We start from the raw sequence: 24,186 nt of genomic DNA, 5'->3' as shown, positions 1-24,186 counted from the left end.
ACCGGGCGACGCGCCAGCACCGGCCTGACCACCCTGCACTCGACTCCGCCGCGTGCTGCGCGGTCGAGTTGGCCGCTGAGCCCTCCGTGCGCCGACCGGGCGACGCGTCCGCGCGTCCGCGTTCCCCGGTCGTCCCTCATTGAGGTGATCCTCAGCCAGGTCGGCGAGACGATCTGGGTGCCGCGGACCCCGGTGCGGCGACCGGCTCCGTCGGGCTGCAGGAGCGCGTCCGCGCGGCGACCGGCTCCGTCGGGCTGCAGGAGCGCGTCCGCGCGGCGACCGGCTCCGTCGGGCTGCAGGAGCGCGTCCGCGCGGCGACCGGCTCCGTCGGGCTGCAGGAGCGCGTCCGCGCGGCGGAGCGCCACCTGCCGGCCGCCGCCCGGTGTGACCTGCTGGGCGGCCGTCCGGAGCGGGCTCGGGAGCGCGAAGCCGATACCTGCCCGATACACTGACCGCGTGCCGTTGCGTCCCGGAAGACCGGTCCTGCACCGGCATTTCACCCATGACACGCTGGTCTGGGCGCCGCTGACGCGCGTGGTCTCCGACGACGAGCAGGGCACCAGCCTCTGGCTCGCGACCGGCAGCCCCGTCATCCGGCAGGTCAACGAGGACGGCGACGGGCCGCGCGGGATGCCGTTCGAGCGGTGGATCGCCGAGCCGAAGAAGATCATCCATGACGTGTACCGCGGGCCGAGCACGCTGAAGTTCCACCCGCGCGGGGCCGCGTACTCGGTGTGGTGGCTGTTCGACCCCGAGCTGCGCTTCCGCGCGTGGTACGTGAACCTCGAGGAGCCCGGGGTCACCTGGGACGACGGCCAGGTCGCGGGGGTCGACCTCACCGACCAGGACCTCGACATGTGGGTCTGGCCCGACCGGCGCTGGGGCTGGAAGGACGAGGACGAGTTCGAGGAGCGACTGGCGCACCCGGACGCGTACTGGGTGAGTGACCCCGAGGCCGTCTGGGCCCAAGGCCACGCGATCGTCCCGATGATCGAGGCGGGGGAGTGGCCCTTCGACGGCACGTGGACCGACTTCCGGCCGCCGGACGAGTGGACGATCCCGGAGCCCGTTGTCGAGGGCTGGGACCGGCCCCGGCAGCGGTGACCGAGGGCTGGACCGGCCCTGGCAGCGGTGACCGACGGCTGGGACCGGCCTGGCAGCGGTGACTGAGGGCTGGGACCGGCCTGGCAGCGGTGACGGGCGGCTGGGACCGGCCCCGCCAGCGCGTGACCGCTCCCGAGCGCGAGTGAATGCAGGTGTCACCGGAACCCCGCGGGGCGGGGCCTACCCAGGGAGCGCGGTTGAGCGTCGTCTTCACCCCCGGCCAGGTGATCATGCACCGCAATGTGCGGCGGGGACGGATCGGGTGGGTGCGGCCCGCTCGCGTCGTGTCCGACGACGAGCGCGGGTTGCTGCTGTGGATCGCGCGGCACACGCCCGTGGTCAACGAGGTGTCCGGCGACGGGTACGGGATGCGGACGATGCCGTTCGCCGACTACGTCACGCGTGGGACCTCGCTCAAGCAGGGGACCTGGAGCGGGCCGGGGGTGCTGAAGCTGCACCGGCCCGGTGATCCCGCGCACTCGGTGTGGTGGTTCCGCAACGATGCGGACGAGTTCACCGGGTGGTACGTCAACCTGGAGCGCCCGGCGATCCGCTGGAGCGATCCGGGTGCCGCGTCCGGGGTCGACGTGACCGACGAGGATCTCGACATCCTCGTGGCGCCGGACCGTACGTGGGAGTGGAAGGACGAGGAGGAGTTCCTCGAACGGCTCGCGCTGCCGGAGCACTACTGGGTCGCGGACGAGGCGGCGGTGCGCGAGGAGGGCCTGCGGGTCGTCAAGGAGATCGAGGCCGGGGGATTTCCGTTCGACGGCACCTGGACGGACTTCATGCCGCCGCCCGGGTGGGAGCTACCCGGCCTCGAAGCCGGCTGGGATCGGCCCCCGCTGCGCTGACGCCCGGCCGGCGCGTCCGCGCGCCCGAGCCACTGGGCCTCCGAGCGAATCGCCCATCCGAGTGACCCGGGCGTCCGAGGCGCCCGAGCCCGAGCAACTGGGCGTCGGAGCGAGCAAGGCGTCCGAGTGACCCGGGCGTCCGAGCGGCGCGCGTCGGAGCGAGCGGGGCGTCCGGCCCGCGTCCGAGCGGCCCGAGCCCGAGCAACTGGGCGTCGGAGCGAGCAAGGCGTCCAAGCGACCCGCCCGTCCGAGCAACCGGGCCTCCGGGTGATCCGCGCGCCCGGGCCACTGGGCGTCCGAGCGGGCAGGGCGTCGGAGCGAGCGGGGTGTCCGAGCGAGCGGGGTGTCCGAGCGAGCGGGGTGTCCGAGCGAGCGGGGTGTCCGAGCGACCCGAGGCGAGCCGGCGGCTCGCACGCAGCCGCGACCGAGCGGTAGCCGAGCGCGTCCGCGCGTGAGATCGGCCGTGAAACGTTCATGGCCGCGGCCGTCGGGTGGCCGAATTCGGGTGAGGGGCGGCGGGCTGCACCGGTGGTACCGGCGAAAAGGGCCGAAAATGGAAAAACTGGCCGCGTCGCGGGAGAGGATGGGCTCACGCGGGGTCGTTTTTGCGCACGGTAGCGGGTCTGGCACAATGGTCTGCTGGTATCCGGTGTGCGTCCGAGCCCTCTAACCCGGCGTCGCGCCAGTCCAACAGAGCAGCCGACGGCGCCATCCCCACGGTGTCCGGGCGGTCGCTCGGCTTCCAACAGATCCAGGAGCGAGCAACCAAGTGGCCGTCAAGATCCGGCTCCTGCGGATGGGCAAGATCCGCAACCCGCAGTACCGCATCGTCGTCGCCGACTCGCGCACCAAGCGTGATGGTCGGGCGATCGAGTTCGTCGGGCTGTACCACCCGAAGGAGGAGCCCTCGCGCATCGAGGTCAACTCCGACCGCGTCCAGCACTGGCTCTCCGTCGGCGCGCAGCCGAGCGAGGCCGTGCAGGCCATCCTGTCCAAGACCGGCGACTGGCAGAAGTTCAAGGGTCTGCCGGCCCCGGCCGAGCCGCTGAAGGTCCGTGCCGCGGCTCCCGACCGCAAGGCCGCCTACGAGGCCGAGGCGCAGGCCGCCGCCGGTCTCGCCGACGCGCCGAAGGCGAAGAAGGCCGCCGAACCGAAGAAGAAGGCCGAGGCCGAGGCTCCGGCCGCGCAGGCGGAGGAGCAGTCCGGTGCCGGCGCCGGCGCGGAGGCCTGACGTGCTGCGCCCGGCGCTCGAGCACCTGGTCAAGGGCATCGTCGACAATCCCGACGACGTCCGGGTGCGGATGGTCGACTCCCGCCGCGGTCAGCGGCTGGAGGTCCGGGTCAACCCGGAGGACCTCGGCACCGTGATCGGGCGCGGCGGCCGCACGGCCAAGGCGCTGCGGCAGGTCATCACGTCGATCGGCGGCCGCGGCGTGCGCGTCGAGATCGTCGACGCGTACTGACGCATGCTGCTCGTCGTCGGTCAGGTCATCCGCGCGCACGGCGTCCGCGGCGAAGTCGTCGTGGACGTGCGCACGGACGCGCCGGCTGAGCGTTTCGCCGTCGGGTCGGTCCTCGAGACCGACTCGACGGCGGTGCGGCATCTGCAGACCGTCCCCGCGGGCGCGTGGCGGCCGCCGCCGACGCTCACCATCGAAACGGTCCGCCCGCACCAGGGCCGCCTCCTGGTGGTCTTCGAGGGCATCTACGACCGCAACCTCGCCGAGGACATGCGCGGCGTCCTGCTGTGCGTGGACAGCGCCACGATCCCGCCGAGCGACGACCCGGACGAGTTCAACGACCACGAGCTGATCGGGCTCGACGTCGTCGACGCCGCGGGGGAGCACGTGGGCGAGCTGCTGCGCATCGACCACGCGCCCGCGCACGACCTGCTCGTCGTGCGGCTCGCCGACGGGCGCACCGGCCTGGTGCCGTTCGTGCGCGAGATCGTTCCCGAGGTCGATGTGCCCGGGCGGCGCATCGTGATCACCCCGCCGGAAGGCCTTTTCGACCTATGAGGGTCGACGTCGTCACGATCTTTCCGGAGTACCTCGCGCCGCTCGACCTGTCCCTGATCGGCAAGGCGCGCGCGAACGGGACGCTCCGGCTGGCGGTACACGATCTGCGGAAATGGACGCATGACGTGCATCGCACCGTGGACGACACGCCGTACGGCGGCGGCCCCGGCATGGTGATGCGGCCCGAGCCGTGGGGTCAGGCCCTCGACGCGCTGGCCGGCCCCGAGACCCATCTGATCGTGCCGAGCCCGGCCGGCGCTCCGTTCACCCAGGCGACCGCGCGCGCCCTGGCGGGCGAGGAGCACCTGATGTTCGCCTGCGGCCGCTACGAGGGCATCGACCAGCGCGTCTTCGACCACGCCGCCGCGCGGATGCGCGTGAGCGAGGTCTCCCTCGGCGACTATGTGCTCTTCGGGGGCGAGGTCGCGGTGCTCGTGGTGCTCGAGGCGGTCACCCGGCTGCTTCCGGGCGTGCTGGGCAACGCCGACTCGCTGGTGGAGGAGTCGCACGCCGACGGGATCCTCGAGGCGCCGATGTACACCAAGCCGCCCAGCTGGCGCGGGCTGGACGTGCCCGACATCCTCCGCTCGGGCGACCACGGCCGCATCGCGCGGTGGCGCCGTGAGCAGGCCCTGCAGCGCACCGCCGAGCGCCGTCCGGACCTCATCGCCGCCCTCGAACGGCGGGCCGCCGACGGTGATCAAGGGGCCTGATTTCAGGTTCCGCGCGTCGATGTGGCAAAGTAGTGAGGTTGCCGCGGCCTGACGTGTCCGGCACCATGATCACAAACCCTCGCGCGCCGCGGAGATCGGGCGTGCCTTGAGTGACGAGGAACAGCCGCGATGAACACGCTGGACGCGCTGGACGCACAGTCGCAGCGGACCGATATCCCGAGCTTCCGCGCCGGTGACACCGTCAAGGTGCACGCCCGGGTCGTCGAGGGCAACCGGTCCCGGGTCCAGGTCTTCCAGGGCGTCGTGATCCGTCGCCAGGGCGCCGGCCTGCGGGAGACCTTCTCGGTCCGGAAGGTGAGCTTCGGCGTTGGCGTCGAGCGCACCTACCCGGTGAACAGCCCGGCCGTCGACCGGATCGAGGTCGTGACCCGCGGCGACGTGCGCCGCGCGAAGCTCTACTACCTGCGTGACCTGCGGGGCAAGAAGGCCAAGATCAAGGAGAAGCGCGAGACCAAGGTCAGCAGCTGACCTCGCGCTTCGCTGGATCGCCGACGGGGAGGGGCGCGGTGCGCACCCTCCCTGCGTCGCGTCCGGGATCGGATCTTTCGGTCATCTGGAGCCGGTCTCCCCAAAGTGGTCTTGTGCATCTAGGCTGACGCCGATGGCAAGTGACCCCTACGGCCGCGATGGTTACGACGATCGCGCCGACGACCAACACCCGCGCGATCGCCCCCTGGATCAGGCGGGCGGACGGCGCGGGCAGCAGCAGCAACCCTTCGGCGGCGTCAGCTACCCGGGCCACGACTACTGGTCGACCTCGGGACGCTCGGACGCCGAAGAGGGGCAGCGCGCCTACGACGGCGGCTGGCCGCGCGACGACCGCGACGCCTACGGGCGTGGCGAGGCGCCGCCCGGCCGCGACGTCGTGCCCGGTCGTCGTGACGTGGAGCCCGGGCGCGACCTCGCGCCGGGCCGGGGTGGTCACCAGCGCGACGACGACTGGAACCCGGGCGGCGGCGGGCGGGGCGACTGGGGTCGCGAACCGGAGCGCGGCTGGAGCCGTGGCGACGATCGCGGCGGCCGGGGCGATCAGGGCGACTGGAACCGCGGGCGCTCCTGGGACGACGACCCGTACGGCTCCCGGCGCGGCCAATGGGACCGCGACGAGCCGCCGATGGTGCGCGACCGCGCGTTCGAGCGCGATCGCGGCTACGACGAGCCCGGGTACGACGATCCGCGGGAACGTCGCGAGCGGGAGCGCGCGGAGCGGTACGAACGCAGCTATGACCGTGGCGAGCGCTCGACGGGCTCGGGTGCCCGGCCCCGCCGGGGTGTCCCGCTCGAGGACGACTCGGTGTCCACCTGGCGCAGCAAGGTCCGCCGCAAGCGCAAGAACATGCCGCTGTGGCAGGAGCTGCCGCTGCTGCTGATCGTCGCGTTCTGCCTGGCCGTGCTCATCCGCACGTTCCTGGTGCAGGCGTTCTTCATCCCGTCGGGCTCGATGGAGGAGACCCTCCTCGTCGGCGACCGGGTGCTGGTCAACAAGGTGCTGTACGACGTGCGGGAGCCCGAGCGCGGCGAGGTCGTCGTGTTCACCGGCCCGGACACGTGGGTTCCCGAGAACCATGTCGACAATGACGCCGGCTTCTTCGCCGAGCTCGGCAAGACCGTCGGCGACCTCGTCGGGTTCGGCCAGCCCGGCGAGAAGGACTTCATCAAACGGGTGATCGGGCTCCCGGGCGACACCGTCGCCTGCTGCGACGTCGACGGGCGCGTCACGGTCAACGGTTATCCGCTCGACGAGTCGGCGTACCTCTACGACAACTCCCCGCTGGACGCCGCCCCGAACCCGAAGCAGTGCACGGCGCGCCGGTTCGGGCCGATCAAGGTCCAGGCCGGGCAGATGTTCGTGATGGGCGACCACCGCGGCGTCTCCCAGGACTCGCGCTGCCAGGGCCAGGTGCCGATCGACAACGTCATCGGCCGCGCGTTCGTGATCCTCTGGCCGAGCAGCCGCTGGGGCTGGCTACCCGTGCCCGACACATTCAAGAACGTCCCGAAGCCAGCGGCTTTGGCGCCACCTGGGCCGCACGTCACGCGTGCGCACAACAACCCGTTGGTCCCGGATATGGTACTTGTGCCGATCGCTGTCTCGTTCTCGCTTTCGACCCGTTCGGCGCGTCAGGAGCGGTTGAGGCGTCGCCGATGGTGACGAGCACGTACCCTTCAGGGCGTGATTGACGAGCAGACCAAGAAACCCAGTAGCTTCTGGCGCGAACTGCCGGTGTTGCTGGGCGTGGCGATCATCGTCGCCGTCGTCGTACGCGCCTTCGTCCTGCAGACGTTCTTCATCCCGTCCGAGTCGATGGAGAACACGCTGCTCATCAAGGATCGCGTGCTCGTCAACAAGCTGGTGTACGACTTCCGCTCCCCGCATCGCGGCGAGGTCATCGTCTTCACGGCGCCGGATTCGTGGCGCAACGACCCGTCCGAAGAGGACTTCATCAAGCGCGTCATCGCCGTCGGGGGCGACCACGTCGTGTGCTGCGACGACAAGCAGCGCATCACGATCAACGGCACGCCGCTGGACGAGTCCTACATCTACGCCAACGCCGACGGGCTGCAGGACCTCCCGAGCGAGGAGCAGTTCGACGTCACGGTGCCCAAGGACCGCCTGTGGGTGATGGGCGACCATCGATCCCGCTCGGGCGACTCGCGGTACAACTTCATCCGCACCAAGGATCCCAACCAGGCCACGATTCCCGAGGACGCCGTGATCGGCCGCGCCTTCGTGGTCTTCTGGCCCTTCAACCGGGCCAAGTGGCTCAGCGTCCCCGACACCTTCGACAAGGTGCCGGATCCGACCTCCAAGTGATTGCGTCGTAGTCTCGTCGGTATGACGGAGGCCGCGGCAGACATCGACCGCCGGGCGGCGCGGGTGCTGCTGCTCGACCCGTCCGGGCGCGTTCTGCTCATGCGCGGATGCGACCCGGCGCGGCCCGAGCACCGCTACTGGTTCACCGTGGGCGGCGGCCTGGAGGCGGGGGAGTCGCTCGCCGACGCGGCCGTGCGCGAGGTCTACGAGGAGACCGGGCTGCGCATCACCGGGGCCGACCTGGTCGGGCCCGTCCGCACCGATCGGGTCGAGTTCCCCTTCGATGGCCGTTGGTACTCGCAGGAGCAGACGTTCTTCGTCGTGCGCTCGGAGGCGTTCACCGCGGACCTCTCCCACCTCGCCGACTACGAGGCCACCACCGTCGACAGCACCAGGTGGTGGTCGGCGGACGAGCTCGCCGCGACGTCGGAGCGCTTCTACCCCGCCGACCTCCCCGGCCTCCTGCGGGAGGTGGCCTGAGATGCTCGCGCCTCCGCGCACCGTCGTGCATCGCGCCGCGGGCCTGTGGGCCCTCGAACGGGCCCTGCAGCGGCGCGGGTTCAACCGGGTCGCCGGCGCCGACGAGGCGGGCCGTGGGGCCTGCGCGGGGCCCCTCGTCGTGGGCGCCGTCATCCTGCCGCAGGGCCGCCGCGGCGAGATCGAGGAACTCAACGACTCCAAGCTGCTGACGGCGGCCGCGCGGGAGCGCGTCTACGAACAGGTGATCCGGCGCGCTGAGGCGTGGACCGCGATCGTGATCCCGCCGGGCGACATCGACCGCCGCGGGCTGCACGTGTGCAACCTGGCCGGCATGCGGCGCGCCCTCGCGAGCCTGTCGGTGCGGCCGGAGTACGCGCTCACCGACGGCTTCAAGGTCGACGGCCTGGGCATCCCCGGCCTCGCGGTCTGGAAGGGTGACCAGGTCGCCGCGTGCGTCGCGGCCGCGAGCGTCGTGGCGAAGGTCACGCGGGACCGGATCATGGAGCAACTGCACGAGACGTACCCGCAATACGGCTTCGACGAGCACAAAGGCTACGCGACTCCGGTGCACGGCGCGGCGCTGCTGGCCCACGGGCCATGCCCCGAGCACCGTTTCTCCTACGCGAACGTGGCGGCGGTGGGGCGGCCGGGCTCACGGCGCGGTAACGTCGGCGTGGCGCCCGGCGAGGCCGCACGGGTTCCGGCGCAAGTGGGCGACAATGTGGCTATGGAAGGCGGACCGCGATGAGCGCCGAAGATCTCGAGAAGTACGAAACCGAGATGGAGCTCCAGCTCTACCGGGAGTACCGCGACATCGTCCGCCAGTTCTCCTACGTGGTGGAGACCGAGCGCCGGTTCTACCTGGCCAACCAGGTCGACCTGCACGTGCGCAACTCGGACGGCGAGGTCTACTTCGAGGTCGAGATGCACGACGCCTGGGTCTGGGACATGTACCGGCCGGCTCGCTTCGTGAAGAACGTCCGCGTGATGACCTTCAAGGACGTCAACGTCGAGGAGCTCGAGAAGCCCGACATCTCGCTGCCCGACAACGGCTTCGGCGGCTGATGCGTCAGCGGCGGGTGCGTTAGCACACCGCGACCCGGCCTGTCAGTCCCTGTGCAGGCCGGGTCCAGTTATCCACAGGCAGCAAGATCGCGTTTGCCCCGGCGGCCAGAATCCGCAACGCTCGCGGCCATGTTGAAGAACTTGACCCGCATCGGGCTCCTCGTCCTCGCCGCCACCGCCGTTGCCGCGGCCTCCACGGCCATTGCCGCCGCCGCCTCGGTCTTGTCCACGCCCAAGCGGGCCGCGGCCTCCTCCTTCTCGGCCGGCGTTGCCGAGGCGCCGGCCGAGACTCCGGCGGACGGCGTGTTCCAGGCGCCGCTCGACGGCCCGGTGACCGTGACGAGAGGCTTCGAGCCGCCCTCGGACCGCTATGCCGCGGGCCACCGGGGCGTGGACCTCGCGGGCGCCCCCGGCCAGACCGTGCGCAGCGCCGGCGAGGGCACGGTCGTCTTCGCCGGGATGGTGGGCGGCCGGCCGGTGGTGAGCGTGGAGCATCCCGGCGGCGTGCGCACCACCTACGAGCCGGTCTCCGCGACCGTGGTCCGGGGCCAGGCGGTCTCGCGCGGAACGCCCCTCGGCACGCTGAGACCGGGCCACCCCAACTGCCCGGTGACGGCGTGCCTGCATTGGGGCCTGAGAACCGACGGCAGCGTGTACCTCGACCCGATGACACTGCTCCGCGCCGCGCGCGTGCGCCTCCTACCGTTGCACTGACCCGCGCTCCTCCGATTCGTTCGAGCGCCTCATGCGAGCAGCTTCGGCAGCCCCGCCGCCAGCCGCTGATAGTCCTCGGCCCGGTTGTAGATCTGGCCGGACAGTCGCAGATACCCCCGCCCGCGCCACGCCGCCAGCCCGACCTCGGCCGAGAGCTCGTCCGAGATCCGCCGGCGCAGCGCGGCCGCCGCCTCCGGGTCGCTCGCCACGCCCGGGCGCAGCGGGATCAACGTCATCGGGAGCCCGGTCGCCGCCGGCACCTCGGCCTCGAGTGCCTCCGCGACCACGCGCTGCCCGTACTCCGCCAGCGCCGCGTTGTGCCGCCGCACCGCCTCGATTCCCAGCGTGCGCAGCACGAACAGTCCCGTGGGCGCGGCCAGCCAGGGCGTGTAGTCGTGCGACCCGAGCCACTCCAGGTTCGCGGGAAAGCCGGCCTCGGTGGACCACGACAGGACCAGCGGCCGGATGCGTGCCCGCCGCGCGGGCGCGACGGCGAGCAGCGCCGTGCCGCGCGGCGCGTACGCCCACTTGTGCAGGTTCCCAGCCCAGTAGTCGGCCCCGAGGTCGCTCACCCGCGGGTCGATGATGCCCGGCACGTGCGCGGCGTCGACGTGCACCGCCACCCGCTCACCCCAGCGCTCGCGCACCGCCTCGACGATGCGCCGCACCGGGAACACGCGCGCGGTCGCAGCGGTGATGTGGTCGACGATCACCAGCCGGGTCCGGGGCGTGGTCGCCTCCAGCACCGCCGCCGTGACCGCCGCGTCGCCGGCCTCCAGCGGCACCCGCGCGACTCGATGCACCGCGCCGGTGCGCCGGCACGTCGCGGCGATCGCCAGGTCCACGGCACCATAGCCGTGATCGGTCGTCACGATTTCATCCTCGGTACCGAGATCAAGGCTTCCGAGCACGATCGACGTTGCCGTGGAGGCGTTCTCGACCAGCGCCGTGCCCTCGGGGTCGGCCCCGACGAACGCGGCGAGGTGGCGCCGCACGTGGGCGATGCGCTCCTCGAGCCCGACGGCGAAGAACCGGTGCGGGTTGGCTTCCATCTCCTCGCGTACCCGCTGCTGAGCCCGTTGCACCGCCACCGGCACCATCCCGAAGGCGCCGTGGTTCAGGTGCGCGACGGCTGCGTCGTGCGAGAACAGCAGCCGAGCACCGGGAATCGGCTCGGGAGCGGACACATCCACGATCTTAGGGCTCCCACCCTGGCTCCCGCGCCCACTTGCCGCGGACCGATCCTGCTCACCCACCTGGCGTCCTGCGCGCCCGCGTCCTACGCTCCCGCGTCTTTCGCGCTCGCGTCTTTCGCGCTTGGCTACGTCGCGTCTTTGGCGCTCGCGTCCCACGCGCTCGCGTCTTTTCGCGTTCGCGTGGGTTGCGTCTTACGCCCGGGGGTGTGCCTGTTCGTACGCGGCACGCAGGCGCTCGATCGACACGTGGGTGTAGATCTGGGTGCTCGACAGCGACGCGTGCCCGAGCAACTCCTGGACCGAGCGCAGGTCGGCCCCGCCCTCCAGCAGGTGCGTGGCCGCGGAGTGCCGCAGGTCGTGCGGCGAGGTGTGGGGCAGCCCGGCCGCTCGTGCGTACGCGTCCACGATCCGCCGCGCCGCGCCCGCCTGCAGCCGGCCACCGCGCGCGCCGAGCAGGAGCGCCGCGCCGCTCCCGGTGCCCTCGAGGGCCGGGCGGCCGTGCCGGAGCCAGGCGGTCAGCGCGTCGTCGGCGGGCAGCCCGTAGGGCACCGAGCGCTCCTTGTCACCCTTGCCCACCACCCGCACGACGCGGCGCATCCGGTCGACGTCGCCGAGGTCGAGGCCGCACAGCTCACTGACCCGGATCCCGGTGCCGTAGAGCAGCTCCAGCACCAGCCGGTCCCGCAACCCCAACGCGTCCGCGCGGCCCGACGGCGACGTCACCAGCGTCTCCGCCTGGTCCGCGCGCAGCACGCTCGGCAGGTCCCGGTGCGCCTTCGGGCTGGCCAGACGCTGGCCCGGGTCCGTCTCGAGGAGTCCCTCGCGCTTGGCCCAGGCGGTGAACGTCCGCGCGGCCGCGGCGTGCCGGGCGAGACTCGTGCGGGCGTCCCCGGCCGCGCGCCTCCGCGCGAGCCACCCGCGCAGCACCGCGAGGCTCAGCCCCGCGGGCGCGTCCGCGCCTCCGGCCGCCGCGTGGTCGAGCAGGGACACGACATCGCCGACGTACGCCCGCACGGTGTGCACCGACCGGTTCCGCTCGGCCGCGAGGTACCGCGCGAAGTCGTCGACCGCGTCCCGCATGCCCGCGGGCAGCCGCTCGTGCAGCTCGGCGGTTCCAGGCGCGGGCGCGGCGGCCTGCCCGCGTCCGCCGCTGCGACCTGCGGCGCCGCCACGTGACGCGGCGGAACTGCGCCCCGCGCGGCCGCGCGCGTTCGCGCGTTGTCGATCGGCGGCGGGTGCTGTGCCGGCCTTCGCCGTCGCGCTTGCCCGCGCGGTCGCCGCGACGTCGCGCAGCCGCTCGGACGCGTGTGCGCCGGCGCCTGTATCAGCGCCACCGGCTGTGTCATCGCCCGCGCCGGCGTCCGCGCCCGCGCCGGCGTCCGCGCCGGCGTCCGCGCCCGCGCCGGCGTCCGCGCCGGCGTCCGCGTCCGCGCCGGCGTCCGCGTCCGCGCCGGCGTCCGCGCCCGCGCCGGCGTCCGCGCCCGCGCCGGCGTCCGCGCCTACGCCTGTGTCAGCGCCCGCGTCTACGCCGGCGCCGTCCGGCGATGCCTCGCGCGGAGTCAACGGCGCTGCTGCTCTTCGAGGAACCGCTCGATCAGCCCGCGCACCACGGCCGCCATCGTGAAGCCGTGCTCGGTGCACCACTCGCGCAGCTCGGCGTGCCGCTCGGCCGGCAGCCGGAACGTGACCAGCTGGCTCTCCTCACCGGGCGGCAGCGACCCACCCAGCACGCCGTGCGAGGCCGACTCCTGGCCGAGGTCGGGCGGGCCGATGAGGTTCCGGCCGCGCAGCGCCGCGGTGGCGAAGAGCGAGCTGCGGTCCATGGGCACGGTGCGTCCGAGGAGCCAGGCGGTGATCTCCTGGCGGGTCGCGGTCGGGAGCGTCTCGAGCAGCTCCACGAGTTTCTCGACCGGAGCAGTCATACCGACACGATAGCGCCCGATATCCCGCTATCACTATGCGTCGGCTCGATCGAGCGGACGCGTACGCCTTGGATTTCTTCGATCAGTTCCGGCAGCATCCGGTCGATCACCGGGCCGGGGACGCTGACCACGAACTCGTCCGTCGCCACGGAGCCGTCGCGGCCGAGCACGCGCATCTGGCGGATGTCGACGCCGAGGCGGCCGAGCAGCGTGGTCACCTGGCCGAGCGAGCCGGGCCGGTCGGGAAGTTCGACGATTACGTGACGTAGCGACATGGGGCAAGCCTGACGACGCTGCGTTTCCCGGCCGTTACAACGCCACGTCGCCCGGCTTTCCGAGAATTCGTTGACAACGTCAAGGGATATGATGACGATGTCAAGCATGACTATCGAGTCGGTCGCGGCGTTCCGGCGGTTCAACCGCTTCTACACGAACCTGATCGGCGTACTGCGGGCCGGACTGCTCGACTCGCCGTATTCGCTCGCCGAGGCCCGGGTGCTCTACGAGCTCGCCGCCGCGCCCGCGCGCGTGCTGGACGTCGCGGATCTGCGGCAGGGCCTCGACATGGACGCCGGCTACCTGAGCCGCATCCTGGGCCGGTTCGAGGGCGACGGCCTGGTCGTGCGGGAGCGCTCGGACGCGGACGCGCGCAAGCAGCGCATCCGGCTCACCGACGCCGGGCGGACGGCCCAGGCCGAGCTCGACCAGCGCTCGGACGCGCAGGCGGCGGCCCTGCTGGGCGCGGTGACGGAGGTGGACCGGCGGCGCCTCATCGGCGCCATGGACGCCATCGAGACGATTCTCGGCGGCCGCACGGCATCCGCGCCCACGGTCGTGCTGCGCCCGCCGGGACCGGGTGACCTCGGCTGGGTCGTCCAGCGCCACGGGGCGCTCTACACCGCGGAGTACGGCTGGAACGACGAGTTCGAGGCGATGGTCGCGCGCATCGTCGCGGACTACGCCGAGTCGCACGACCCGCGCTGGGATCGCGGCTGGATCGCCGAGGTCGACGGCGAGCCCGTCGGCTCGATCTTCTGCGTCCGCGCGGGCGAGGGGACCGCGAAGCTTCGGCTGCTGCTCGTCGAGCCCAAGGCTCGCGGACTCGGCGTCGGCGGCCGCCTCGTCGATGAGTGCGTCCGCTTCGCCCGCAGCGCCGGCTACCGCGACATGGTCCTGTTCACGCACGACATCCTCGGCGCCGCCCGCCGCCTGTATCAGCGAGCCGGGTTCGAGCTCGATCACGAGGAGCGCCGGCCGGCCTACGGCCAGGACCTCGTACACCAGCACTGGCGGAAAATTTTCTGACGACGGCCCGGTTGCGGCCCCAAGCCGCCCGGCCTGCGCCGCGACCCGGCCGCATACCAACATCACCGAACCCCCTCGAACTTATCCACAAGCACCTCGTTGTCCACAGGTTTGGGCTTCGGCGCGACGCAGTGATCACCCCGATCCGCGAAAGTCGCCCGCATGACGAACCACAACCAGCTCGTCGGCGGCTTCGGTGAACGCGTCGCCTGCCGATACCTCGTCTCACAGGGCCTCGTCCTGCTCGACCGCAACTGGCGCAGCTCGGCGGGTGAGCTCGACGTGGTCGCCCGCGACGGCGCCGACGTGGTGTTCGTCGAGGTCAAGACCCGCAGCAGCACCCGATACGGCCACCCCGCCGAGGCGCTCGTGCCGGCCAAGGTCCGCCGCCTGCGCACGCTCGCCCAGATGTGGCTGGCCACGAACGACGTGCACTGGGAACGCGTCCGGTTCGACGTGATCGGCGTGCTCGTCGGCCGGGGCGTGGCCATCCAGCACCTGCGCGGGGCGTTCTGATGGGGTACGCCCGCGTGCACTCCGTCGCCCTGCACGGCGTGGCCGGCGAGGTCATCGTCGTCGAGGCCGACGTGGCCCCCGGCCTGCCCAGTCTCGTCGTCTCCGGCCTGCCGGACGCGGCGCTGAGCGAGGCCCGCGACCGTGTCCGGGCGGCCGTGCAGAACTCCGGCGCGTACTGGCCTCAGGCGCGCATCACCGTCAACCTCCTCCCGGCGCACGTGCGCAAGCACGGCTCCGGCTTCGACACGGCCGTGGCGATCGCGGTGCTCGCGGCCGGAGCCGCGCTGCCCATCGGACGGCTCAAGGGCGCCGTGATCCTCGGCGAGCTGGGGCTCGACGGCACCGTCCGCCCGGTTCGCGGGGTGCTGCCCGCCGTCCTGGCCGCGAGCCGCGCCGGGAAGGAGCTGGCTCTGGTGCCGCTGGCAAACGTCACCGAGGCCCGCCTCGTCCCCGACATCGAGGTCCGCGCCACCGACAGCCTCGGCCGGATCATCGGCTACCTGCACGGCTCCGAGAACCTGCTGAACCCGATCTCCGAGCCGGCCACGGAAACGTCCACCACGCTCGACCTCGCCGACGTGCTTGGTCAGGAGCGAGGACGCCGCGTGATCGAACTCGCCGCGGCCGGTCGCCATCACATCGCCATGTTCGGTCCGCCAGGTGCCGGCAAGACGATGCTGGCCGCTCGGCTACCCGGTGTGCTGCCGCCCCTCGACGACGAGGAGGCGATCGAGGTGACGGCCCTGCACTCGATCGCCGGGACGCTTGCGCCGAGCGGAACGCTGGTTCGCCGGGCACCGCTGCAGGCCCCGCACCACACCGCCTCCGTCGCCGCCCTGGTCGGTGGCGGACCCGGCCTCGCCAAGCCCGGGGCGATCAGCCTTGCCCATCACGGCGTGCTGTTCCTGGATGAGTGTGCCGAGTTCGCCTCCGGAGTCCTCGACTCCCTGCGACAACCCCTGGAACAGGGGCAGGTCAGGCTTCGGCGTGCCTACGGCGAAACCGTCTATCCGGCTCGGACCCAGCTCGTGATGGCCGCCAATCCGTGTCCCTGCGCTCGACCGGGCGGCCGCCAGACGTGCCAGTGCCCGTCGATCGTCCGCCGGCGGTATCAGGCCCGGCTCTCCGGACCGCTGATGGATCGCGTGGACCTGCAGGTCGATCTCGATCCGGTCCGTTCCGCGGCACTGCTGGGCACCGAACATGTGGAGCCGTCCTCGATCATCGCGAAGCGGGTGCTGGAGGCCCGCGGCACTGCGGCGGCGCGCTGGGGACGCAGCGCGAAGACGAACGGCGACGTCCCGGCCTCGATGCTGCGCGACGGTCGGTTCCGGCTCTCGAAGTCGGTGCTGCATCCGCTGACGATCGAGATGGACCGTGGCCGGCTCTCGGCTCGAGGCTTCGAGCGGTCGGTGCGGGTGGCGTGGACGATCGCGGACCTCGATGGGCGGGAGCGGCCCGAGGCGGCGGACGTGCGGGAAGCGCTCGAGCTGCGTTCGAGGAGCGTGCGATGAGGCCGGGGGAGGAGCGGGCGGCGCGCATGGCGCTCGGAATGCTCGTCGAGCCCGGCTGCCGCGAGCTCGGTGTGCTCGTGCGCGCGGTCGGCGCGCAGGAGGCGTTGGCTCGGGCGGTCGGCGGATACGGCATCTCGCGGGCGCTGTCGGGGGCGGTGCAGGCGAGGATGCGCGGCTCCGGCGTGGAGGGCTCGCCGGACGTGGGCGCGCAGCTCGCCGAGCGGATGGAGGAGCTGGCGGGGCGGCTCGGGGCGCGGATCGTCACCGCGGCCGACGAGGAGTGGCCGTTGGCGCTCGACGACCTGGTCAAGGCCAGCCGCGAGGGCAACATGCTGCGCCGGGACACCGATCCGCCCATGTGTGTCTGGCTGCGCGGGCCGCTGCGGTTCGCCGAGACGCTGGAGCGGTCCGTGTCGGTGGTGGGCGCGAGGGCGATCACCGGGTACGGCGCGTATGTCGCATCGGAGTTCGCGTACGGGCTCGCGGAGTGTGGGTGGACGGTCGTGTCCGGCGGGGCGCTCGGCGTCGACGTGACCGCGCACCGGGGTGCGCTGGCCGGGGCGGGCGCGACGGTCGCGGTGCTGGCGTGCGGGATCGACAAGGCGTACCCGGCGGCGAACGCGGCGGTGCTCGAGCAGATCGGCGACGAGGGGCTGCTGGTCACAGAGTGGCCGCCCGGGACCCACCCGCACAAGACGCGGTTCCTGACCCGCAACCGGGTGATCGCCGCGGCGACGAGGGGCACGGTGATGATCGAGGCCGGGTCACGCAGCGGGGCGCGCAGCACACTCGGGTACGCCCGGCTGCTCCAACGCACCGCGATGGTCGTGCCCGGGCCGATCAACTCGCCGATGTCGGTCGGCTGCCACGTCGAGCTGCGGCAGCCGGGCACGGTGCTGGTGACCCGGGTCGAGGAGATCATCGAGGAGATCGGCAGCGTCGGGGAGCTGGCCACGCCGATCCAGGGCGCCGGGCGGCCCGAGGACGTCCTCGATCCGCTGCAGGCCCGCATCCTCGACGCGGTCCGGCCGCGGCGGGCCACGACGGCGGAGCAGATCGCCGCCGCGGCCGGGGTCAGCGGGCGCGATGCCCGGCGGAATCTGCCGCTGCTGGAGGAGCTCGGGTTCGTGGTGTCGGGGGCGGACGGCTATCGGCTCAGCAGCGAGCCACGCGGTCCGGTCGAGGGCGAGGCCCCGCCGGCGGGGCGCCGGGGGAGCGCGGAGCCCCGACCGGCCGGCGGAGAGGAGGCGTGGTGAGCGGGTCAGAGCCGTTGCAGCCGCGCGACCGCCTCGTCGAGGACCTCGTCGCGCTTGCAGAACGCGAAGCGGACGAGCCGCCGGCCGGCCTCGGCGTCGTCGTAGAAGACCTGCGTCGGCACCGCGACGACGCCGCAGCGCTCCGGCAGCGCCAGGCAGAACTCGACGCCGTCGGTGCCGCCCAGCGGGGTGATGTCGGCGGTGACGAAGTACGTGCCCTCGGGCTGCAACACCGCGAACCCGGCCTCCGTCAGGCCCTTGCACAGGCGGTCGCGCTTGCGCTGCAGCTCGTCGCGGAACTCCTGGTAGTAGGAGGCCGGCGACTCCAGGGCCACCGCGATCGCGGGCTGCAGCGGGCCGGCGTTGACGTACGTCAGGAACTGCTTCACCCGCGTCACGGCCGACACCATCGGACGGGTGCCGCACACCCAGCCGATCTTCCAGCCGGTGCACGAGAACGTCTTGCCGGCCGAGGAGATCTGCAGCGTGCGCTCCCGCATGCCGGGCAGCCCGGCGAGCGGCACGTGCGGGGCGGCCGCGTCGCTGAAGATCAGGTGCTCGTAGACCTCGTCGGTGACGGCCAGGACGTCGTACTCGACGCACAGCTCGGCGATCTGGGTGAGCTCGGCCTCGGTGAAGACCTTGCCGGTCGGGTTGTGCGGGGAGTTGAGCAGCACCAGGCGGGTCCGCGGGCCGAACGCGGCGCGCAGCTCGGCCGGGTCGAAGGAGTAGCGGCCCTCGGCGGCCCGCAGGGTGACCGGGCGGCGGACGGCTCCGGCGAGCGCGATGGATGCGGCGTAGGAGTCGTAGTACGGCTCGAAGCAGACGACCTCGTCGCCGGGCTCGCACAGGGCGAGGATGCTCGCCGCGATCGCCTCGGTCGCGCCGGCGGTCACCAGGATCTCGCCGTCCGGATCGTACTCGAGGCCCCAGAAGGACCGCTGGTGGGCCGAGATCGCGGCGCGCAGCTCGGGGATGCCGGGGCCCGGCGGGTACTGGTTGCGGCCGCCCCGGATCGCCGCGGCCGCCGCGTCGAGCATCGCGGCCGGGCCGTCGGTGTCCGGGAAGCCCTGGCCGAGGTTGACGGAGCCGGTGCGTACGGCGAGCGCCGACATCTCCGCGAAGATGGTGGTGCCGAACGGGCGCATGCGGGCGATGAGCGGATCACGCGAGGCGTCAGTCACCCCCCGAGTATGCGGCCGGGAGCGGCGCTCGGGCCGATGCGGTCCGGGCACCGTGGACGCCGCTTCAGGTGCGGGCCGGTGCGATCGGCGAGCATCCCCGGGCCGTGGGCTGGGCTGGTCGGGCGGGGGAGTTACGCGCGTACGAGGACTCCGGGCGCGGACCGGCGAGCGGTGAGAGCGGAAGGGCCGCGGGGCGTGCATGAGGAACGCCGGCGATCCCGAGAGTCCTGGTCAGGGGCTACGGGGCGTGGTTGGCCGGCAGCGACGCAGATTACAAGGACCTTTGCCGGGTGGCGAGGATCATGCCGAGGGCCTACCGTGACGGACCGTGGATGGACGCCGGAACTTCTCCTCGGACCCGGACGCGGATTCCCGCTGGTACCCCGAGGACCGTGGATACGACGACCGCGGGTACGACGACCGCCGTGACGACCGGGGGCACGACGACCGTGGCCGCGGTGAGCGGGCCCGGGACGAGCGCTCGCGCGGTCGCGACGACGCGGACCGCGGGTACGGCGAGGATCGCGGGTACGGCGAGGACCGTGGGTACACCCCGACGCGGTACGCGGACGAGCGGGAGTACGACGAGGGCGGGTACCGGGTTCCGGAACCGCGGGGAGGAGGCCGTGGATACGGTGCCGACCCGCTGAGCTACGGCGACAGCCCCAACGCGCAGTTCGGTGCCTCGGCCCACGGGCGGGGTGGCGACTCGGGTGAGTACTCGGGGGAATTCGTCAGCCGGTCGCGGCGATCCGAGGCGATCGACCGCAGCGCGCTGCAGCGGCCGGTGTCGGGCGGCGGTGCCTCCGGCGGGCTCGCGGGGGCCTCGATTCCGGGGCTCACCACCTCGGGGTCGCCGATTCAGGGGCTGCCGACGATCACGCCGTCCAGCACCGGGCCGCTCGGCCCAGGTGCGGCGCTCGGCCCAGCTGGGGCGGGAGCGGCCGAGGCGACCGGCGGGCCCGCAATGACCGGCGGGCCGGGAATGACCGGCGGGCCCGGAGGGGTTGGTGCGACCAGCCCGTTCAGTACGGGAACGGCCGGGCCGGTGTCCGGTGGGCCTGTTTCGGGAGTACCGGGGTCGGGTGCGCCGGCCGGGGCCGGGTTTGCCGGGGGCGAGGCCGGAGCGGTCGGGGGCGGGAACACCGGATCGATGCCGAACGCCTTTGCTGGCCCTACGGCGTTGACCGCGGCCGTGCCGGCGCCGCGGCAGCAGCAGTATGGGGCGGAGGCCGGCGGTGCGGTGTACCAGAGCAAGCGGCCGGGGCTGGCTGTCGTGCTGGTGCTGCTGACGGTGCTGTTCGAGGTGCCTGTGCTGCGGCTGTTTATCCACGCCGTGACCGCGAGTGATGTGCCCGCGGGGGCGACGCTCGCCGGGATGTTCATGATTCCGGCGCTGCCGATGTTCTCGCTCGGGCTGTATGGGCTGATCGGTGGGGCGGCTGCCGCGGCGCCCGGGGTGCGGGCGTGGTTGCGGACGCCGTTGGCGTATCTGCCGGTGGCGTTGCTGCTGTTCGTCGCGGCCGGGCTCGCCGCATAGGGCAACCAGCGTCCGCGGAAGTCGCGAGTCGGTAGGGGCGTGGTAGCCGCGGCCCTACCGGATTCGGCGAAGGCGAACAGGCGCGGCCCCCACCAGGACGCGGCGCAAAGGCCTCTGGCCGGAGTTGCGCAGTGAAGACTCCGGTCAAGGCGTCCGCCGGGCGTCACCAGCGCGCCGCAAAGCGCACTGAAACGGCCGTGGGCGACGCCCAACGCCCCGAAACGGCCGCGAGCGCCGCCAGCGCCCTGAAAACGGCGGCGGGCGACGCCAGCGCCCTGAAGCGGCCGCGGGCGACGCCGCAACAAGCGCAAACACCGCGGCAACGGCACCGGGTTCAATGCGGGTGACGCCGCAGCCGAGCGCACTTCAGGTGACGTCGTAACCAGTTCGCCAGCACCGGGCCAATGCGACAAACACCGCAACCCCCACGAAACGGCTACAGCCGGGCGAACTACACGTCAGTGGGGGCATTCGTTGAAGCCGGGGCCCGGCGCGTACACTTTCCACCGGCGACCGCACAGCGTGCGGTCGACCTCGCGCGCCCTCCCTAGCCCGCCGCATTTCTTCCAGCGCCGGGCGAGCATTCCAGGGCGGCGGCCGCCCTGGTCCCGAGAGAACGCGTGGTGCACCACCGCGCGTGCGAAGGGTGAGACGGCCGACGACCGGGCGCCAGGACGGCGGGCCGACCGGTTCGCCGTGAAGAACCAGGATCGAAGGGATCCCGCCGACATGGCCGTGACCATGCGCCAGCTGCTCGAGAGTGGTGTGCACTTCGGGCACCAGACCCGCCGCTGGAACCCGAAGATGAAGCGCTTCATCTTCACCGAGCGCAACGGTATCTACATCATCGACCTGCGCCAGACGCTCGACTACATCGAGAAGGCGTACGACTACATCCGCAACACGGTGGCCGAGGGTGGCTCGGTGCTGTTCGTCGGCACCAAGAAGCAGGCCCAGGAGGCGATCGCCGAGCAGGCGACGCGCGTGGGGCAGCCCTACGTCAACCACCGCTGGCTCGGCGGCATGCTGACCAACTTCCAGACGGTCTACAAGCGCCTCCAGCGGATGAAGGAGCTCGAGAGCCTCGACCTGACCGGCACCGCGCAGGGGTACACCAAGAAGGAGACCCTGCAGCTGTCCCGCGAGCAGACGAAGCTCAGCCGGACCCTCGGTGGTCTGCGCGACATGCAGAAGCTCCCGTCGGCGATCTGGGTCATCGACACCAAGAAGGAGCACATCGCGGTCGACGAGGCCCGCAAGCTGGGCATCCCGGTCATCGCCGTGCTCGACACGAACTGCGACCCGGACGAGGTCGACTTCCCGATCCCCGGCAACGACGACGCCATCCGCTCCGCGGCGCTGCTGACCCGCGTGGTCGCCGACGCGGTGGCCGACGGCCTGATCGCTCGTTCCGGGCGGGCCACCCGCGCCGACCAGAAGCCCGAGCCGGGCGTCGTGGCCGGCGACGAGCCGCTCGCCGAGTGGGAGCGCGAGCTGCTCGAGGGCGGCGCCAAGGCCGCCCCCGCTGCCGAGGCCCCCGCTGCCGAGGCTCCCGCTGCCGAGGCTCCCGCCGCAGCGGCTCCGGCCGCCGAAGAGAACAACCAGGCGTAACCCACAGAGCGAGAGAGAGTCATGTCCAACTTCACCGCCGCGGACGTCAAGCGGCTCCGCGAACTGACCGGTTCCGGCATGATGGACTGCAAGAAGGCGCTCGAGGAGGCCGAGGGCGACTTCGACAAGGCCGTCGAGCTGCTGCGTATCAAGGGTGCCAAGGACGTCGGCAAGCGTGCCGGGCGCACCACCGCCAACGGCCTCGTCGCGCACTCGGGCTCGGGTCTGGTCGAGATCAACTGCGAGACCGACTTCGTGGCCAAGAACGACGCGTTCGTCGAGCTGGGCCAGAAGCTCGCGGCCCAGGTCGACGCGACCAAGCCGGCCGACGTCGACGCGCTGCTGGCCTCCAAGCTCGGCGACGCCACCGTGGCCGACCTGGTGCAGGCCGAGTCGGCCCGCATCGGCGAGAAGCTCGTCATCAACCGCATCGCGGTGCTCGGCGAGCCGGTCGCGATCTACATGCACCGCAAGAGCCCCGACCTCCCGCCGCAGGTCGGCGTCGCGGTCGAGTTCTCCGGCAAGAACGACGAGGCGGCCGTCGCCGACGCCCGCGCCGTGGCGATGCAGATCGCCGCGATGCGGCCGAAGTACCTCACGCGCGACGAGGTCCCCGCCGACGTGGTCGAGTCCGAGCGGCGCATCGCCGAGGAGACCGCCCGCGAGGAGGGCAAGCCCGAGCAGGCCCTGCCGAAGATCATCGAGGGCCGCGTCAACGCCTTCTTCAAGGACTTCGTCCTGATCGAGCAGCCCTCGGTCAGCGACAACAAGAAGACGGTCAAGCAGGTGCTGGCGGAGGCCGGCATCGAAGTGACGCGGTTCGTGCGCTTCGAGGTCGGCCAGGCCTGACCGGCGGTACAACAGCAGTGAGGGGGTCACGGTCCACCGGATGGAGACCGTGACCCCCTTTCCACAAGCAGACAGAAGGGTGCCCACATGACGAACACCGCCGTCGAAGCGGCCAGGCAGCCCCTGACCCCCGCCCCGATCGGGGTGCGGCGCGTCGTGCTGAAGCTCTCCGGTGAGGTGTTCGGAGGCGGCGCCGTCGGCGTCGACCCCAACGTGGTGCGCGGCATGGCGCGCCAGATCGCCACGGTCGTGCGCCGGGGCGTGCAGGTCGCCGTCGTCGTGGGCGGCGGCAACTTCTTCCGCGGCGCCGAGCTCTCCCGGGCCGGGATGGACCGCTCGCGCGCGGACTACATGGGCATGCTGGGCACGGTGATGAACAGTCTGGCCCTGCAGGACTTCGTGGAGAAGGAGGGCATCGAGACGCGCGTGCAGAGCGCGATCACGATGGCCCAGGTCGCCGAGCCCTACATCCCCCGGCGGGCGATCCGCCACCTGGAGAAGGGCCGCGTCGTCATCTTCGGCGCGGGCGCCGGCCTGCCGTACTTCTCCACCGACACGGTCGCGGCCCAGCGCGCGCTGGAGATCCACGCGCACACCGTGCTCATGAGCAAGAACGGCGTCGACGGCGTCTACACCGCCGACCCGCGCACCGATCCGACCGCCCGCAAGCTCGACAGCCTCACCTTCGCCGAGGCGCTGCTGCAGGGGCTGCGGGTGGTGGACCAGACGGCGTTCAGCCTCTGCCAGGAGAACGCGCTGCCGATGCTGGTCTTCGGCGCGGAGGGGGAGGACAACGTCGCCCGCGCGTTGATTGGTGAGAGGATCGGCACGCTCATCACCGCCGAGCCCGTCCCGGATCGAGGAGGACAGACCCCGTGATCGAAGAGACACTCTTCGAGGCCGAAGAGAAGATGGAGCGTGCGATCGAGCACGCCAAGGAGGAGTTCGCGGTCATCCGTACCGGCCGCGCCACCCCGGCGATGTTCGGCAAGGTGATGGTCGACTACTACGGCACCCCGACCCCGCTGCCGCAGATGTCCTCGATCGCGATCCCCGAGCCCCGCATGGCGATCATCAAGCCCTACGACGCGTCGCAGATCGGCGCGATGGAGAAGGCGATCCGCGACTCCGACCTGGGTGTGAACCCGAACAACGAGGGCACCCAGATCCGCATCCTGCTGCCGCAGATGACGGAGGAGCGGCGTCGCGACATGATCAAGGTGGCCCGCAACAAGGCCGAGGACTCCCGCGTGGCGATCCGCAACGTGCGCCGCAAGGCCAAGGAGGAGCTCGACCGCATCGTCAAGGACGGCGAGGCCGGCGAGGACGAGGGCCGTCGCGCGGAGAAGGAGCTCGACGACCTGACGCACCGCTACGTCGCGCAGGTCGACGAGCTGCTCAAGCACAAGGAAGCCGAGCTACTCGAGGTCTGATGGCCCATCTCGACCGGGCTCAGAAGGCCCCCGGCCCGTCGTCGACGCGGGCGCGGCAGCACAATGCCGCGCCCGA

General features: G+C 72.1%; 27 protein-coding genes. 22 read left to right on the top strand and 5 right to left on the bottom strand.

Going from position 1 to position 24,186, the window contains the following annotated elements:
* The first annotated feature begins 456 nt into the window (after nucleotides 1-456).
* From AC6JBM_RS36320 to AC6JBM_RS36260, 13 genes are all read left to right on the top strand, one after another.
* Complete coding sequence (locus tag AC6JBM_RS36320; RefSeq protein ID WP_497978455.1) at nucleotides 457-1,104, top strand: ribonuclease FAU-1 family protein; 648 nt, start codon at nucleotides 457-459, stop codon at nucleotides 1,102-1,104.
* A gap of 230 nt (nucleotides 1,105-1,334) precedes the next feature.
* Entirely contained in the window at nucleotides 1,335-1,958 is a 624-nt protein-coding gene (locus AC6JBM_RS36315) for a ribonuclease FAU-1 family protein (RefSeq protein ID WP_497986591.1), read from the top strand.
* 769 nt (nucleotides 1,959-2,727) lie between these two features.
* The gene (gene rpsP, locus AC6JBM_RS36310; RefSeq protein WP_433084290.1) at nucleotides 2,728-3,189 is read left to right on the top strand and encodes a 30S ribosomal protein S16; all 462 of its coding nucleotides are present in this window, start codon (nucleotides 2,728-2,730) and stop codon (nucleotides 3,187-3,189) included.
* Nucleotides 3,164-3,421 carry an RNA-binding protein gene (locus AC6JBM_RS36305; RefSeq protein WP_033357826.1) on the top strand — a complete coding sequence of 86 codons (258 nt, stop codon included), beginning with the start codon at nucleotides 3,164-3,166 and terminating at the stop codon, nucleotides 3,419-3,421. Before rpsP ends, AC6JBM_RS36305 begins: the two co-directional genes overlap by 26 nt.
* Nucleotides 3,422-3,427: 6 nt before the next feature.
* A complete protein-coding gene (gene rimM, locus AC6JBM_RS36300; protein WP_497986590.1) occupies nucleotides 3,428-3,976 on the top strand; it encodes a ribosome maturation factor RimM in 549 nt (182 codons plus the stop codon).
* Nucleotides 3,973-4,689 (top strand): tRNA (guanosine(37)-N1)-methyltransferase TrmD, encoded by a 717-nt coding sequence (trmD, locus tag AC6JBM_RS36295; protein ID WP_497978454.1) that lies wholly within the window; start codon nucleotides 3,973-3,975, stop codon nucleotides 4,687-4,689. Before rimM ends, trmD begins: the two co-directional genes overlap by 4 nt.
* 129 nt (nucleotides 4,690-4,818) lie before the next feature.
* Nucleotides 4,819-5,178, top strand: coding sequence for a 50S ribosomal protein L19 (gene rplS, locus AC6JBM_RS36290; RefSeq protein ID WP_350621052.1), 360 nt, complete (start codon nucleotides 4,819-4,821; stop codon nucleotides 5,176-5,178).
* A gap of 826 nt (nucleotides 5,179-6,004) precedes the next feature.
* The gene (lepB, locus tag AC6JBM_RS36285; protein WP_497986589.1) at nucleotides 6,005-6,862 is read left to right on the top strand and encodes a signal peptidase I; all 858 of its coding nucleotides are present in this window, start codon (nucleotides 6,005-6,007) and stop codon (nucleotides 6,860-6,862) included.
* 21 nt (nucleotides 6,863-6,883) lie between these two features.
* Nucleotides 6,884-7,525 carry a signal peptidase I gene (gene lepB / locus AC6JBM_RS36280; RefSeq protein ID WP_350621050.1) on the top strand — a complete coding sequence of 214 codons (642 nt, stop codon included), beginning with the start codon at nucleotides 6,884-6,886 and terminating at the stop codon, nucleotides 7,523-7,525.
* A gap of 21 nt (nucleotides 7,526-7,546) precedes the next feature.
* Nucleotides 7,547-8,005: an NUDIX hydrolase gene (locus AC6JBM_RS36275; protein ID WP_497978453.1), complete on the top strand. Its 459-nt coding sequence runs from the start codon at nucleotides 7,547-7,549 to the stop codon at nucleotides 8,003-8,005.
* Between the two features lies 1 nt (nucleotide 8,006).
* Nucleotides 8,007-8,753 (top strand): ribonuclease HII, encoded by a 747-nt coding sequence (locus AC6JBM_RS36270; protein ID WP_350621046.1) that lies wholly within the window; start codon nucleotides 8,007-8,009, stop codon nucleotides 8,751-8,753.
* A complete protein-coding gene (locus tag AC6JBM_RS36265) occupies nucleotides 8,750-9,070 on the top strand; it encodes a DUF2469 domain-containing protein (RefSeq protein WP_033357832.1) in 321 nt (106 codons plus the stop codon). Before AC6JBM_RS36270 ends, AC6JBM_RS36265 begins: the two co-directional genes overlap by 4 nt.
* A gap of 129 nt (nucleotides 9,071-9,199) precedes the next feature.
* Nucleotides 9,200-9,784 (top strand): M23 family metallopeptidase, encoded by a 585-nt coding sequence (locus AC6JBM_RS36260; RefSeq protein WP_497978452.1) that lies wholly within the window; start codon nucleotides 9,200-9,202, stop codon nucleotides 9,782-9,784.
* A 29-nt stretch (nucleotides 9,785-9,813) separates the two neighbouring features.
* Here the strand turns inward: AC6JBM_RS36260 and AC6JBM_RS36255 are convergent, their stop codons facing one another.
* From AC6JBM_RS36255 to AC6JBM_RS36240, 4 genes are all read right to left on the bottom strand, one after another.
* A complete protein-coding gene (locus tag AC6JBM_RS36255) occupies nucleotides 9,814-10,971 on the bottom strand; it encodes an aminotransferase class V-fold PLP-dependent enzyme (RefSeq protein WP_497978451.1) in 1,158 nt (385 codons plus the stop codon).
* Nucleotides 10,972-11,172: 201 nt separating this feature from the next.
* Entirely contained in the window at nucleotides 11,173-12,060 is an 888-nt protein-coding gene (locus tag AC6JBM_RS36250; protein ID WP_497978450.1) for a tyrosine recombinase XerC, read from the bottom strand.
* 479 nt (nucleotides 12,061-12,539) lie between these two features.
* The gene (locus AC6JBM_RS36245; RefSeq protein WP_497978449.1) at nucleotides 12,540-12,902 is read right to left on the bottom strand and encodes a ribbon-helix-helix domain-containing protein; all 363 of its coding nucleotides are present in this window, start codon (nucleotides 12,900-12,902) and stop codon (nucleotides 12,540-12,542) included.
* A complete protein-coding gene (locus AC6JBM_RS36240) occupies nucleotides 12,899-13,285 on the bottom strand; it encodes an ACT domain-containing protein (RefSeq protein ID WP_497978448.1) in 387 nt (128 codons plus the stop codon). The genes AC6JBM_RS36245 and AC6JBM_RS36240 overlap by 4 nt, the downstream gene beginning before the upstream one ends.
* Between AC6JBM_RS36240 and AC6JBM_RS36235 the strand changes: the two genes are divergently transcribed.
* The 4 genes from AC6JBM_RS36235 to dprA all read left to right on the top strand — a co-directional run bounded on the left by AC6JBM_RS36235 (nucleotide 13,284) and on the right by dprA (nucleotide 17,493).
* Nucleotides 13,284-14,207, top strand: coding sequence for a bifunctional helix-turn-helix transcriptional regulator/GNAT family N-acetyltransferase (locus AC6JBM_RS36235; RefSeq protein WP_497978447.1), 924 nt, complete (start codon nucleotides 13,284-13,286; stop codon nucleotides 14,205-14,207). The genes AC6JBM_RS36240 and AC6JBM_RS36235 overlap by 2 nt on opposite strands.
* Nucleotides 14,208-14,369: 162 nt before the next feature.
* Nucleotides 14,370-14,723, top strand: a complete 354-nt coding sequence (locus AC6JBM_RS36230) for a YraN family protein (RefSeq protein WP_497978446.1) — start codon at nucleotides 14,370-14,372, stop codon at nucleotides 14,721-14,723.
* Nucleotides 14,723-16,237, top strand: coding sequence for a YifB family Mg chelatase-like AAA ATPase (locus tag AC6JBM_RS36225; RefSeq protein WP_497978445.1), 1,515 nt, complete (start codon nucleotides 14,723-14,725; stop codon nucleotides 16,235-16,237). The genes AC6JBM_RS36230 and AC6JBM_RS36225 overlap by 1 nt, the downstream gene beginning before the upstream one ends.
* On the top strand, nucleotides 16,234-17,493 hold the full coding sequence (dprA, locus tag AC6JBM_RS36220) for a DNA-processing protein DprA (protein WP_497978444.1): 1,260 nt from the start codon (nucleotides 16,234-16,236) through the stop codon (nucleotides 17,491-17,493). Before AC6JBM_RS36225 ends, dprA begins: the two co-directional genes overlap by 4 nt.
* Before the next feature lie 5 nt (nucleotides 17,494-17,498).
* Here dprA and AC6JBM_RS36215 read toward each other — a convergent pair whose 3' ends face one another.
* Nucleotides 17,499-18,677, bottom strand: a complete 1,179-nt coding sequence (locus AC6JBM_RS36215; RefSeq protein ID WP_497978443.1) for a pyridoxal phosphate-dependent aminotransferase — start codon at nucleotides 18,675-18,677, stop codon at nucleotides 17,499-17,501.
* Between the two features lie 328 nt (nucleotides 18,678-19,005).
* Between AC6JBM_RS36215 and AC6JBM_RS36210 the strand changes: the two genes are divergently transcribed.
* The 5 genes from AC6JBM_RS36210 to frr all read left to right on the top strand — a co-directional run bounded on the left by AC6JBM_RS36210 (nucleotide 19,006) and on the right by frr (nucleotide 24,110).
* Nucleotides 19,006-20,217 (top strand): hypothetical protein, encoded by a 1,212-nt coding sequence (locus tag AC6JBM_RS36210; RefSeq protein WP_497978442.1) that lies wholly within the window; start codon nucleotides 19,006-19,008, stop codon nucleotides 20,215-20,217.
* A 729-nt stretch (nucleotides 20,218-20,946) separates the two neighbouring features.
* Nucleotides 20,947-21,828, top strand: coding sequence for a 30S ribosomal protein S2 (rpsB, locus tag AC6JBM_RS36205; protein ID WP_497978441.1), 882 nt, complete (start codon nucleotides 20,947-20,949; stop codon nucleotides 21,826-21,828).
* A gap of 21 nt (nucleotides 21,829-21,849) precedes the next feature.
* Nucleotides 21,850-22,677 (top strand): translation elongation factor Ts, encoded by an 828-nt coding sequence (gene tsf / locus AC6JBM_RS36200; protein WP_497978440.1) that lies wholly within the window; start codon nucleotides 21,850-21,852, stop codon nucleotides 22,675-22,677.
* Between the two features lie 87 nt (nucleotides 22,678-22,764).
* A complete protein-coding gene (gene pyrH, locus AC6JBM_RS36195) occupies nucleotides 22,765-23,556 on the top strand; it encodes a UMP kinase (RefSeq protein ID WP_497978439.1) in 792 nt (263 codons plus the stop codon).
* A complete protein-coding gene (gene frr, locus AC6JBM_RS36190; protein ID WP_497978438.1) occupies nucleotides 23,553-24,110 on the top strand; it encodes a ribosome recycling factor in 558 nt (185 codons plus the stop codon). The genes pyrH and frr overlap by 4 nt, the downstream gene beginning before the upstream one ends.
* The last annotated feature ends 76 nt before the right edge of the window (nucleotides 24,111-24,186 follow it).

The sequence above is a fragment of the Dactylosporangium thailandense genome, assembly GCF_059739745.1.
The sequence above is the reverse complement of the archived record's forward strand: the minus strand, read 5'-3'. Positions and strand labels throughout refer to the sequence as shown.